At 70.1% G+C, this 13,645-nt stretch carries 5 protein-coding genes; 2 read left to right on the top strand and 3 right to left on the bottom strand.

Annotation, left to right across the window (positions count from 1 at the left end; all coding sequences use genetic code 11):
* Window positions 1-791: 791 nt before the first annotated feature.
* A complete protein-coding gene (locus tag BLT23_RS27670; RefSeq protein WP_143036071.1) occupies window positions 792-1,688 on the top strand; it encodes an ArsR/SmtB family transcription factor in 897 nt (298 codons plus the stop codon).
* Window positions 1,689-1,691: 3 nt separating this feature from the next.
* On the opposite strand, the gene BLT23_RS27665 is transcribed toward BLT23_RS27670, so the two are convergent.
* From BLT23_RS27665 to BLT23_RS27655, 3 genes are read right to left on the bottom strand one after another with little or no spacing between them, the layout of a single operon-like run.
* Window positions 1,692-1,898: an MbtH family protein gene (locus tag BLT23_RS27665; protein ID WP_090054036.1), complete on the bottom strand. Its 207-nt coding sequence runs from the start codon at window positions 1,896-1,898 to the stop codon at window positions 1,692-1,694.
* A 16-nt stretch (window positions 1,899-1,914) separates the two neighbouring features.
* Window positions 1,915-2,970 carry a histidinol-phosphate transaminase gene (locus BLT23_RS27660; protein ID WP_090054034.1) on the bottom strand — a complete coding sequence of 352 codons (1,056 nt, stop codon included), beginning with the start codon at window positions 2,968-2,970 and terminating at the stop codon, window positions 1,915-1,917.
* Window positions 2,971-2,977: 7 nt separating this feature from the next.
* Window positions 2,978-3,967, bottom strand: coding sequence for a class I SAM-dependent methyltransferase (locus BLT23_RS27655; protein WP_090054032.1), 990 nt, complete (start codon window positions 3,965-3,967; stop codon window positions 2,978-2,980).
* Between the two features lie 416 nt (window positions 3,968-4,383).
* Between BLT23_RS27655 and BLT23_RS27650 the strand changes: the two genes are divergently transcribed.
* On the top strand, window positions 4,384-13,644 hold the full coding sequence (locus BLT23_RS27650; RefSeq protein WP_218133915.1) for a non-ribosomal peptide synthetase: 9,261 nt from the start codon (window positions 4,384-4,386) through the stop codon (window positions 13,642-13,644).
* Window position 13,645 lies beyond the last annotated feature (1 nt).

Here is a 13,645-nt window from a genome sequence, read left to right as displayed (position 1 = left end):
GTGCGGCAGAAGCCGCTGGCGTGGGCCTTCGCGAACACCCGGATCCGATTGCGGAACTCGTCGCCGAGTGATATGCGGAGAGTGGTGAAAACGTTCTCGCTATTCGTCCCGTGTGGACTATCGGGAGGTGGTCGGCGCTTCTGAGGTGCGATTTATCGGACGTGCTACGTGGAAACTGCTAAAACGCAATGCGCGCCCAGATCTCCCGCTCTGTGATCGTGCGGTTACGAGAAGTGGCGAGGTGTTCGTTCCGATGTGGGGTTGCCGGAACTGTTGAACAGTTTGCTTCGTTCTGAGTAGGTTCTGACGCAGGCGCTGGAACCGCTTGGGAGCGTGGTGGCGACTCTTTGCGTCTACGCGCAAAGTCTCCCGAGTGGACGGACCGGCGTGGTGGGAGTGATGGCGCCGCAGGTGGGAAAGGTCTGGATCTTGGTCAGAATTATCGATGAACGATGAGTCGCGGTGATCCTTCAGTCCTGGCTTAAATAGGGCGGAACTGCTTCGCAATGAGAAGCTCTTGAACGCTTCGATGATCTGCGGCGGTTTCCGTCTTCGGTCTGTAGTGTGAGGGGCGCACCTGATGCGCGGTCCTGGGGAAGTGTATGCCCGCGCTCGGGTGGTCGGTGCATGCGAAAGGCGGACTGGGGAGTTCGAACTGCAGGTGCTCCGTTCAGTCCACGTTGGAATGGTCCTGATGCGGCCGTGCTCGCGATCGATGCTGCGGCCGGGCGGGTCAACAACTGGGGGGAAGGTTGCAGAGGATTCATTTCACCAGCGAGGATCTCGCGAGGGTGAGAGTCTCGGCGACGCTGGGCATGGGTGCTGAGACGGTGTTCGCCATGGAGTCGCTCGGACGAACGCGCGGCGGTGGGTTCTTCGGGATCTGGCGCGACCGCGTCGGTGAGCGTCTTGGTCGACGTGCCGTTCGCGTCGAACGGATGTTGCAGGTGCTACGGCCGGTTCCTGACCTGCTGTGGTTGGTGGACGGAGGGTTCAAGGCCGACGAGAGAGCGCTGGGCAGGGTCGGGCTCAGTCGTGAGGAAGTGATGGAGGCTGCCCAGGGGTTCGGGCGGGTGGCCGTGTCGCCCTACTGGCGGCAGGTGCGCGGGTACCTGGAGACCGTGCGCGACGTCCGGGGGCGGTTGGCCATGACCGGAGGTGTTGAGCGCCTGCTGGGGACGTTGCATCCCAAGGTGCGATGGCGTTCTTCGGTGCTTGAGGTGCCGCACGAGCGGGATGTCGACGTTCATCTCGGTGGACGCGGGTTGTTGCTGGCGCCCTCATTGTTCCTGTACGACAACGCTGCCGCCGTGCTGATCGGTGCGGAGTGGGCCGAGTCCAGTCCGATTCTCGTGTTCGCCGCGCCGCCCGTCACCGCGGCCACGAACGCCGCCGCGGCTTTCTGGGACGTCACCGAACGCGGTGAGCAGGCGCTGGCGGCGCTGGTCGGGAAGACCCGGGCGGCGGTGCTGCAGGAGTTGGTGGAGAGTTGTACCACCGGTGAGCTGGCCGAACGGTTGAACATCTCGTCGGCCAGCATCAGCCAGCACACGTCGGTGTTGCGGGAGGCCGGCCTGATCACCAGCCGCCGCAACCGGAACACGGTGCTGCACAGCGTGACGCCGCTCGGCACCGCGCTGCTGGAGTACACGGCGTACCAGTTCATGGAAGCGGCGGCCGGTGAGTGAGCGTCACGCCCGTGCGGCGGCCTCACGCGGACGAAGGTCGGTCCAGTGGCCCGACACGTAGTCGAGGCACTCCTGCCTGGTGCCTGGCCCGTGGACCTCGGTCCACCCGCCGGGTACCGGGATCGCCCGCGGCCACAGCGAGTGCTGGCCCGCCGAGTTCACCAGGACGAGAAAGGTGCCGTCGGGGTCGTCGAAGGGGTTACCGGTCATCGGAATCTCCTTTGGCTCAGACGAAGGTGCGGGCGACCGCGAGGAAGGCGTCGTTGTCCGCGGGGCTGCCGATGGTGACCCGGACGCCCTCGCCGGCGAACGGGCGCACCATCACGCCGTCGGACATGCTGTGGGCGGCGAACTCCGCCGCGCGGTCCGCCAGCGGTAGCCACAGGAAGTTGCCCTGCGACGGCACGAACGCGTGGCCGAGCGCGTGCAGCGCCGCTCCGACCCGGTCGCGCTCGGTGCGCACCAGACGGCAGCGCTCGGCCAGTTCTTCCGCGGAGTCGAGGCTTATCAGGGCCGCGGTCTCGGCCAGGGTGCTGACGCTGAACGGGACGCCGACCTTCGTGACCGCCTGGATCAGGTCGATCGGGCCCGCGCAGTACCCGATGCGCAGGCCCGCCAGGCCGTATGCCTTGGAGAACGTCCGGAGGCTCACGAGGTTGCCGCGCCCGGCCGCCTCGCGCACGAGTTCCAGCCCGTCCGGGACGTCCGGGTCGGTGACGAACTCGTGGTATGCCTCGTCCAGCACCACGACGACGTGTTCGGGCACGGCGGCGAGGAACTTCGCGAAGGCGTCGCGGTGCAGCGCGGTCCCGGTGGGGTTGTTGGGGTTGCAGACGATGATCATGCGCGTCGTCGGCGTCACCGCTGCCAGCATGGCGTCGAGGTCGTGCACCAGGTCGCCGGTCAGCGGCACGGGTCGCGGTTCCGCTCCCGCCACGCGCACGAGGATCGGGTATGCCTCGAACGAACGCCAGGCGTACACGATGCTGCTCGGGCCGTGCACCACCGCCTGCATCAGCTGTAGCAGCAAGGTGGCGGATCCGGCGCCCACGGCGACGGACCCGGCGGGAACGCGGAGGTGCCCGGCCAGGTGCGTGGCCACCGCGTGCGGGCTCACCGGTGGGTACCGGTTGATGTGCGCGAGCCCTTCCGTGAGCGCGGCGGCCACCCGCGGCAACGGCGGGAAGGCGGTCTCGTTGTTCGACAGCTGGACCCGCGCGGTGGAGGGCAGCTGCTGGTAGAGGGGGAGCGCGCCGAGGTCGGGGCGGAGCAGGACGGTCATCGGTGCCTCAGCTCAGCTCGAACACGACAGCCCCGGCGAGGCTGTCGACGAGGTGCGCCTCGACGCACTTCCAGCCGGCCTCGTCGAAAACATCCAGCCATTCGTCCAGCGTGGGCAGGTACACGTCCATCATCGCGTGGCCGAATTCGAACGCGAGGGTGAACACCGGGATTTCGTCGTCCGGCACGTCGGTGGTGCGCACGTTGTCGCCCAGCAGCAGCCTGCGGGCGGACGGGAATGCTTTGCGCAACTGCTGCAGCGAGGGGATGCAGCGTTCCCTCGGCCAGAAGTCGTGACCCATCATGAAACAGGTCAGCAGATCGACGTCGGAGAATTCCGGTGACGGTTCGAGCTGCCGCACGTCGGCCTCGATGAACGTGAGCCGGTCACCCATGCCGGACTGGTTCGCTTCCAGTCGTGCCATGTCGATCGCGGGACTCGCGATGTCGATTCCGATACCACGTGCACGGGGGTGGCGCTTGAGCATTTGCAGAAGTCGCTCACCACTTCCCGAACCGAGGTCGGCGACCGCGGCCGGGGTGAAATCGAGACCTTCGAAGACCGGCCAGAAGACCGGGTCGTAGAACTGCGTGTTCGCCTCCCGGCACGCGGTGCTGATGGCCTTCGCGTCACGCCGGTAGTAGGCGCCCTCGCGGTTGCCGTTGCGCAGCACCGACGGGATCTCGGCGAACAGCGGCGCCGATCCTCTCATGAGCCAGTGGAACAGCGATTTTGCCTGGTAGACGGCGTCGAACTGTTCGCCGGCGGTCACGGTCGACCCGTCCCGCCGCACCACCCCGACGCTCGCCAGCGCGACGAACAGGCCCTGTGTGGACTGCTCGTGCAGGTCGTTTGCCGCGGCGAACTCCGGCACGTTCAGCGTGCCCGCCTCCCGCAGTTCGTCGAGTGCCCCCAGTTCCCATGCCGCGGCGATGGCGGACGCGGCCACCGCCGAATTGAAGATCTGCGCGGTCGCCCGCGTGGTCGTGCTGGTCATGGACAGCCTCCTGTCGCGCGGCGGCGCCGCGACTCCGATTTCGGAAACGGTGGAACCGGCGGGCGTCGAGAACTCGCTCGGCGTTTGCCAAATGTTCGCCCGCGATGCCGGAACACGTGTCCGGTCGATCTGGGGCGTTGCCGCGTGCAGGACTTCGAACGGCGCCATTGCCCGGCTGTGCCAGCCTTGCGCAGGACGGCCCAGGATTCCACCTCCTTTAGCCACTGCCGAAACTCCCAGCTCGCACAGTCGCTCTCAGGAGTTGTTTTCAGCCTCAGCTTAAACACGTTGCCGAGGTGTCGATGCCGAACAAGACTTCGGTGAGCGGGTCCCGCAGGGGTCGTGGCGCCCGCACATTCTTCTCGGGGAATCCGGCAGAACGGAGCGGCAGCGTGGATACCGTCATACCCACGGTCGTGCACGAGTTGTTCGAGCAGTGGGCTCGGCGCACGCCCGGGGCGATCGCGGTGTCCTCAACCAGCCAGAGCCTGACCTACGCCGAACTGGACGAGCGGGCCTCGCGGCTGGCGCGGTTCCTGGCCGGCCGCGGCGTCGGACCTGGCGTGGTCACCGGCCTGTGCCTCGACCGCGGCACCGACCTGGTCGTCGCCGAACTGGCCGTGCTCAAGGCCGGCGGTGCCTACCTCCCGCTCGATCCGGGTTACCCGGCGGAACGGCTGGCGTTCATGCTCGCCGACACCGCCGCGCCGCTCGTGCTGAGCGAACAACGGCTGCGCGACCGGATTCCACACGGTGCCACCGAGATCGTCTGCCTCGACACCGACGCTGACCTGATCGCGGAGCACCCGGCCGAGGTTCTCGAGACCGACGTCGAGGGCCACGACCTCGCGTACGTCATGTACACCTCCGGCTCCACCGGGCGGCCGAAGGGCGTGCTGGTCGAGCACCGCGGGATCGTGCGGCTTGTCCAGGGACAGGCATACGCCGGACTGACCGCTGACGACGTGGTGGCGCACCTGGCGTCCGTGTCGTTCGACGCGTCGACGTTCGAGGTGTGGGGTGCGCTGACGAACGGCGCGCGGCTCGCCGTGGGACCGCCCGGAGCGGTGTCGGTGGCCGAGCTCGGCCGGTTCCTGTCCGGTTTCGAGGTCAGCGTGCTCTGGCTGACGGCGGGCCTGTTCCACGAGGTCGTGGACGCCGACGTGACCGTGTTCGGTGGCCTGCGCCTGCTGCTCGCGGGCGGCGACGTGCTTTCACCCGGCCACTGCGCGCGGGTGCTGGAACGGTTCCCGGACCTGGCGCTCGTCAACGGCTACGGGCCGACCGAGGGCACGACCTTCACCGCCTGCCACCGGATCACCGAGGTGACCGGGCCGGTGCCGATCGGCACGCCGCTGGCCGGCACCACCGTGCGGGTGCTCGACGAGCAGCTGCGACCGGCGTCCGAGGGCGAGCTCTACGTCGGTGGCGATGGTGTGGCGCGCGGCTACCTCAACCGTCCCGATCTCACCGCCGCCCGGTTCGTCGCCGCACCGTCGGGCGAGCGGCTGTACCGCACCGGTGACCTGGTGCGGGTGGACGACGCCGACGTGATCGAGTTCCTGGGCCGGACCGACGACCAGGTCAAGATCCGCGGTTTCCGCGTCGAGCCCGGCGAGACGCAGACGCGGCTGCGGCGTTGTCCAGGCGTCGCGGACGCGGTCGTCGTGGTGCGCCGCGACGACGTGGAGGGCGCCCGCCTGGTCGCCTACGTCGTCCCCGACAGCGGTGCGGTCCTCACGCAGGCGCTGCTGCGGGACCGGCTGGCCGGAGTGCTGCCGGATCCGTTCGTGCCATCGGAGTTCGTGCTGCTGGACCGCTTCCCCCTGACCCCCAACGGAAAGGTGGACCGGGCCGCACTACCGCAGCCGCGCCGCGGGGCAGAGTCGGGCCACCAGGCGCCCGAGAACGAGACCGAGGCCGTGCTGGCCGAGATCTGGGCCGAGGTGCTGCCGGTCGACCGGGTGGGCACCGGGGACGCGTTCCCCGCGCTCGGTGGCGACTCACTGCTGGCCGTGCGCGTGCTGGCCCGGATCCTCGCGCGGTTCGGCGTCGAACTCACCGTCGCCGACCTTTTCGACGCGCCGACGCTCGCGGATTTCGCGGCGAAGATCGCCGCACGTCCCGCGACTCCTGTCGCCGAGACACCGCACCACACGCCCGGTTCGGTGTTCCCGTTGTCGTTCCCACAGGAACGCCTGTGGCTCGCCCACGAGCTCGACCGAGACGCCGTCGACAGCAACGTGCACTTCGCCTACAGCGTCACCGGCCCGTTCGACGCCGCCGCGCTCGACCAGGCGTGGCGCGAGGTCGTCGAGGCGCACGAACCGTTGCGCACCAGGGTGGACAGCGGCTCGCGCCAGGTGATCCACCGCAACGAGGCCGCCATCACGGTGACCGATCTGCGCGGCCAGGACGCCGCCGAGCTGGACCGCCTGCTGCACCAGGAGGTCTCCACCCCGTTCGACCTCGGCACCGGGCCGGTCTGGCGGGTCCGCCTGATCAGGATCGCCGACGAGGAGCACGTTCTCGTGCTGAGCGTGCACCACATCGCGATCGACGGCTGGTCGATGGGTGTGCTCGCGGGCGAACTGGGGGAGCGGTACGCCGCCGCGATCGAGGGGCGCACGGTCCGCGTTCGGGAACTGCCGGCGCGCTACGCGGACTTCGCGCTGTGGCAGCGATCCGCGCAGACCGCGGGACAACTGGATTACTGGCGCCGGACGCTGGAGGCCGCGGCACCGCTGCAGCTCCCGACGGACCGGCCGCGGCCCGCGCTGCGCACTTCCGCGGGCGCCGAACACCGGTTCCAGCTGCCCGCCGGCCTCACCGCACGGCTCGGGTGGCTCGCGGAGGCGCACGGGACGACGGTGTTCACCGTCCTCGTGGCCGCCTGCCAGGTGCTGTTCGCCCGCTACAGCGGTCAGCGCGACGTGGTGGTCGGCACGGCTGTGGCCGGTCGCGGCCGGGCCGAGTTCGAACAGCTCATCGGCTGCTTCATCAACACGGTCGCGCTTCGGTCCACAGTGGATGCCGCGCTGCCGTTCACGGAGTTCCTGGGGCACGTGCGTACGACCGTGCTGGAGGCGTTCGCTCACCAGGACGTGTCGTTCGAGCGCGTCGTCGCGGAGGTGCGCCCCGAGCACGACCCGAGCCGCACGCCGCTGGTGCAAGCGCTGGTGGTGCTGCAGAACACCCCGGCCGAGCCGCTGCGGTTCGCGGGTGCGCGGGTCGAGCCGCGGGTGTTGCCGCACGTGTCGTCCATCTTCGAGCTGACCGTCGAGTTCACCGAGCACGACGAGGGCATGGACGTGATGGTCGAGTACAACACCGACCTCTTCGACGCCGCGCGGATCGAACGCATGGCGGGCCACCTGCACGTGCTGCTGGACCAGCTCACCACCACGCCGGACCTGCCGGTCGGGGAGCTGTCCGTGCTGACAGCGGGCGAACGCAGGCAGCTCGCGGAGTGGAACGACACCGCCGCGAGCCACGATCTCGCTGTACCCGTGCACGAACTCGTGGCCCTGCAGGCGCAACGCGACCCCGGCGCCGTGGCGGTGGTCTGCGGGGACAGGGTGCTGACCTTCCGGGAGCTCGACGAACGGGCCAACCGCATCGCGCACCACCTCGTCTCCCTCGGCGTCGGCCCGGACGTACCCGTGCCGGTGTTCCTGGACCGCGGTGCCGACTTCGTGGTGGCGCTGCTGGGCGTGCTCAAGGCCGGTGGCGCGTACGTGCCGCTCGACCCGGACAGCCCGGCGGCCCGGCTCGCGTTCGTCGTCGCGGACACCGGCGCGCGTGTGGTGCTGACCCAGCGCTCCGTCGCCGCACGCATGTCCGAAGTGGACGTCGAGGTCGTCCGGCTGGACGAGGACTGGGCCACGATCGCGCAGAACCCCTCCACGACACCGGAAACCTGTGTCACGTCGACCGACGTCGCGTACGTCGTCTACACCTCGGGATCAACCGGCAGGCCCAAGGGCGTGATGGTCGAGCACCGCTCGCTGACCAACCTCTGCCGTTGGTACCACGAGTTCTACGACGTCACGCCGCGCGACCGGTCGTCGCACCTCGTTGCGCAGGGGTTCGACCCCGTCGCGCTGGAGCTCTGGCCGGCCCTGACCGCCGGCGCCTCGGTCGCGGTGGCGACGCAGGACGTGCTGGACGACCCCGCCGTGCTGGTCCGCTGGATCGCGGAGCGGGACGTCACGCTGTCGGTGATCATCACGCCGCGCGTTGACGCAGTGTTCGACCAGCTCGGCCACGTCGGCACGAGCCTGCGGGTGGTGATCGCGGGCGGTGACGTACTGCGCCGCCGACCGAGCGCGGGGTTCGGGTTCCTGATGGTGAACCACTACGGCCCGACCGAGGCGACGGTTCTCGCGACCGGGAAGGAGGTCGAGCCGGAGGGCGCAGTCGAACCCGGTGTGCTGCCGACCATCGGCGTGCCGATCGCGAACACGACGGTGCACGTGCTCGACCCGCACGGCAACCAGCTGCCGGTCGGCGTGCCCGGAGAACTGCACATCGGCGGTGTCTGCGTCGCCCGCGGTTACGTCAACCGGCCCGAGCTGACCGCGACCCGGTTCGTGCCCGACCGCTTCTCCGCCGATCCGGACGCACGGCTGTACCGGACCGGTGACCTCGTGCGCCGGTTGCCCGATGGTGAACTGGACTTTCTCGGCCGCGTCGACAACCAGGTGAAGATCCGCGGCTACCGCGTGGAACCCGGTGAGGTCGAGGTCGTGCTCGTCGAGCACCCCGAGGTCGCGGCGGCCGTCGTCGTGACGCGGGAGGACGCGCGGGGACGCGTGCGCCTCATCGGGTACGTCGTGCCGGTCGGGGCGGACCCGGAGGTCTCCGCGCTGCTCGACCACGTGCGCGGTGTGCTGCCGGAGTACATGGTCCCGGCCACGGTCGTCGTGCTGCCGGAGTTCCCGCTCACGTCGCGGGAGAAGGTGGACCACGCCGCGCTGCCCGAACCCGAGGCCGCCGCCGACCGGCACGTCGAGCCGCGCACGGAGGTGCAGCGGGTGCTCGCCGGGATCTGGGCCGACGCGATCGGCGTGCCGCGGGTCGGCGTCGAGGACAACTTCTTCACCCTGGGCGGCGACTCGATCGTCGCCATGCGGGTCGTGGCGAAGGCACGCGATGTCGGGCTGCGGCTGAGCGCGCGGGACCTGTTCCAGCGGCCGACGATCTCCTCGCTGGAACTCGTGGCCACCGGGGAACCGGTCGCCACGCGGTCCGTCCGGGTCGAGGGCCGCGCCCCGCTGACACCGATCCAGCGGTTCTTCTTCGACACCTTCACCCCGTCCGCGCCCTTCCACCAGCACGTGACGCTGGCACTGCCGGACGTCGCGCCCGCCGTCGTCCGCGTAGCGGTCGAGGCTCTGGTGGCACACCACGGTGCGTTGCGCACGCGGTTCGGTGCGGAGAACGGCGTGTGGTGGCAGGAGGAGACCACCGCGAGCGTCGAGTTCGTCGAGGAGACGGACCCGGACCGAGCCGTCGCCATCGCCTCGGCCTCGACCGACATCACCGAGGGCAGGCTGCTGGGAGCTGTGCTGGCACAGGGGAACTTGACGCTCGCGGTGCACCACCTGGCCGTGGACGGCGTGTCGTGGCGCGTGCTGATCGAGGACCTGCGCAGCGCGATCGAGCAGGCGCGGCGCGACGAACGGATCGTGCTCGGCACCGCCACCGACTCACCGGCGGCGTGGGCGAGCAGGCTCACCGGTCACGCGGCGGCGGGTGGCTTCGACGACGAACTGGCGCACTGGTCCGGGCTGAGCGGCGCCGACGTGACCCTGCCCGTGGACGGAACCGGGTCGAACACGGTGGAGAGCACCAGGATCGTCCGTGCCGGGCTCGACGCGGACACCACCGGGAAGCTGCTGCGCGAGGTGCCCGCGGCGTACCGGACCGAGGTCGCCGACGTGCTTGTGACGGCACTCGCGCGTGTGCTGTCGGCGTGGACCGGCCAGCAGCGCGTGCCGCTGGGCATGGAGGGACACGGCCGCGAGGAGCTGTTCGACGACCTGGACGTCACGCGCACCGTCGGCTGGTTCACGACGCGGTTCCCGGTCGTGGTCGAGGCGGGCGGTGACTGGGGTTCCGCGCTGAAGTCCGTGAAGGAACGGCTGCGCGCGGTTCCCCGGCGCGGACTGGGTTACGGCGTGCTGCGCGACGCGGGCCGGGTGCCCGAACTGGACCCGCCGGTGGTGCTGAACTACCTCGGCCAGTTCGACGACACCGTCTCGGAGATCGGGCTGCACCAGCACCCCGGCGACATCAGGCCGCACCTCGTCGACGTCGTCGGCACGGTGCTCGGCGGAAGCCTGGAGTTCCGCTGGTACTACTCGGAGAACGTGCACGACGAGCGGACGATCACCAGGCTCGCCGACGACTTCGTGGCCGAGCTCGCCGCCGCCGTGGTGCACTGCCTCACGCCGGGCAACGGCGGGCGCACGCCCTCCGACTTCCCGCTGGCGGAGCTCGACCAGTCCACCGTGGACGAGATCGTCGGCGTGCGCCGGGACGTAGAGGACGTCTACCCGTTGACGCCCACGCAGAACGGCATGCTGTTCCACAGCCTGATGGACAACAGCGGCACCGCGTACTTCGAGCAGATCTCCGCGGTCCTGGACGGCGTGCGCGACCCGGTGGCGTTGGCGGGCGCGTGGCAGCGGGTGGCCGACCGGATCCCGGTGCTGCGCACCGCCTTCGTCTGGGAGGACCTGCCGAGGCCGTACCAAGCCGTGTACGAGCATGCCCGGATCCCGGTGTCCGAGCTGGACTGGCGAGACTTGGGCGGAGCCGAGCTGGACGCCGCCGTGGCGCACTACCTGGACCAGGACCGGAAGGCAGGGCTCGATCTCGGCGAGGCGCCGCTGGTGCGGGTCGCGATCATCCGCCTGACCGACACCAGGGTTCGTCTGGTGTGGACGTTCCACCACGCCCTGCTCGACGGCTGGAGCGGGATGCAGGTGCTCGCCGAGGTGCTCGGGGAGTGTGCGGACGAGCCCGTTCCCGTTCCCAGGCGCCCGTACCGCGATTACGTGGAATGGCTGGCGAACCAGGACTTCACCGCCGCGCGTGAGCACTGGCGTCGTGAGATCGGTGACTTCGAGGCGGCCACGCCGCTTCCGTTCGACCGGCCCAAGTCCGGCCTGCACCGCACCGTGTCGTCGGCACGGCTGGTGGTCAAGCTGCCAGAGGAGCTCACCACCCGCGTGTACGGGATGGCGAAGCGGGCGCAGGTGACGATCAACACGGTCGTCCAGGGCGTGTGGGCGCTGCTGTTGTCGCGCTACAGCGGTGAGGCCGACGTGTGCTTCGGCGCGACCACGGCCGGGCGTCCGGCCGGGCTCGCCGGCGTCGACCAGATGGCGGGCATGTTCATCAACACCCTCCCGGTGCGGGTGGACGTCGACCCGGACGCCGACGTCGTCACGTGGCTGCGCGAGCAGCAGGCGGCGCAGGCGGCGGCCCGGCAGTACGACCACGTCTCGCTGACGGAGATCGTGGAGTGGTGCGACCTGCCGCGCGGCCGGGACCTCTTCGACAGCATCGTGGTGTTCGAGAACTACCCGGTCGAACCCGCCGCCGGCGACGTCCCCTCCATTGTGGACATAAGCTCGACGAGCGGCACCAACTACCCGCTCAACGTGGTCGTCTATCCCGAGGACGCGCTGTCGTTGTTGTTGCACTACGACCCGGCGTTGTTCGACCCGGCCACCGTGCGGCGGATGGCCGGGCACCTGCGGACGTTGTTCGAGGCGATCGCGTCCGGTGGCGGACGGGTCGGCGAGCTGCCCGTGCTCACCGAGGCCGAGCGGACCCGGCTGACCGGCTGGGCGAGCACGGGGCCTGCCCGGACCGGCGGCCGTCTGCACGAGGTGATCAGCGCCCGTGCCGCGACCGCGCCGGACGCCGTCGCCGTGGTGCACGACGGTGTCGCCACGACCTATGGCGAACTGGACGCCGCGGCGAACCGGCTCGCGCACCACCTGTCCGCGCTGGGCGTGGGCAGGGACGTGCTCGCCGGGGTGTCGGTGCCGCGCGGCACTGACCTGGTCGTCGCCGTGCTCGCGGTGCTCAAGGCTGGTGGCGCGTACGTGCCGCTGGATCCCGACTACCCGGCCGACCGCCTGGCCACGATGCTCGCCGAGACCCGGCCCCGTGTGCTGCTGACGTTGCAGGACCAAGCGGACCGGTTCACCGAGTCCGATGCGGACGTGGTGCTGCTCGACCGTGAACGTGAGGTTGTCGCGGCACTTCCGGCGACCGCACCGGACGTCGAGGGTGACGATCGAGACCTGGTGTACGTGATGTTCACGTCAGGTTCCACAGGCACGCCGAAGGGTGTCATGGTGGAGCACCGGTCGCTCTTCAACGTCGTGCGGGCGATCAACGAGACGTACGGCCTGGCCGAGAACAGCAGCGTCCTGCAGGTCTGCTCGATGAGCTTCGACGGTGGTGTGCAGGACATCTTCTCCACCCTGGTCGCGGGAGCCACGCTCGTGCTCTCCGGCCCGGACGCGCTGCACGACCCGGCGGCACTGGCGAGGCAGCTGCGCGCGGACGGCATCACGGTCGCCTCGCTGCCGCCGGCCGTGCTGGCCGCGCTGGACCCGGCCGAGCTCGACGGGCTGAAGTGCGTCGGCACCGGTGGTGACGTCTGCCCGGTCGAGCTCGTCGAGGCATGGGCGCCGGGCCGCACGTTCGTCAACATCTACGGCCCGACGGAGTCCACTCTCGCGGTGACGCTGTTCCCCGCGAGGACAGGTGCGGGACAGCGCAGCGTGCCACTGGGCGAACCGATTCCCGGTGTGCGGCTGCACGTGCTCGACACCACGCTCTCTCCGGTGCCGGCCGGTGTGACCGGGGAGCTCTACATCGGCGGCGCCGGCCTGGCGCGCGGGTACGCGGGCCGGCCCGACCTGACGGCGGAACGGTTCGTCGCCGACCCGATCGGCGCTCCCGGTGAACGCCTCTACCGGACGGGCGACCTGGTGCGGTGGCGGCCGGACGGGCTGCTGGAGTTCGTCGCGCGCGTCGACGACCAGGTCAAGATCCGCGGGTTCCGGGTGGAACCGGGTGAGATCGAGAACACGCTCGTCAGACACCCGCTGGTCGCCGAGGCGGTGGTCACCGCGCCCAGGACCGAGTCCGGGACCAGGCAACTGGTCGCGTACGTGGTTTCGGCGCCGGACGCCGTCGAACCCGTCGGCGACACCCTGCGCAGGCACCTGGCGAAGTCGCTGCCGGACTACCTGGTGCCGTCGGCGTTCGTGCGGCTGCCCAGGCTGCCGCTCACCCCGAACGGCAAGGTCGATCGCCGGGCGCTGCCCCGGCCGTCGCGCGCCGACGTGCTCACCGCCGCCTACCGGGCTCCCGTCACCCCGACCGAGGAGGCGCTGTGCCGGCAGTGGGCCGAGGTGCTCGGCCGCGACGAGGTGGGGGCGGACGACGACTTCTTCGCGCTCGGCGGCGACTCGATCAGCAGCCTGCGTCTGATGTCGCGGGTGCGGCGGACGTTCGGCGTCGAGGTGACGCCGCGCGACCTGTTCGACGCGCCGACCGTGGCGGGGCTCGCGGAACGGGTCGTCGACCTGGTGCTCGCGAAGCTCGAGAACGACCTCGCGCTCGGCGCGAGCGGCCGGAACTGAC

Source organism: Lentzea fradiae, assembly GCF_900100955.1.
Lineage (GTDB): Bacteria > Actinomycetota > Actinomycetes > Mycobacteriales > Pseudonocardiaceae > Lentzea > Lentzea fradiae.
This window is presented reverse-complemented; position numbering and strand designations above follow the sequence as displayed.

Coding starts and splice junctions, on each gene's coding strand:
- BLT23_RS27665 (WP_090054036.1), bottom strand. CDS start 1,898: ATGACCGGTAACCCCTTCGACGACCCCGACGGCACCTTTCTCGTCCTG.
- BLT23_RS27660 (WP_090054034.1), bottom strand. CDS start 2,970: ATGACCGTCCTGCTCCGCCCCGACCTCGGCGCGCTCCCCCTCTACCAG.
- BLT23_RS27655 (WP_090054032.1), bottom strand. CDS start 3,967: ATGACCAGCACGACCACGCGGGCGACCGCGCAGATCTTCAATTCGGCG.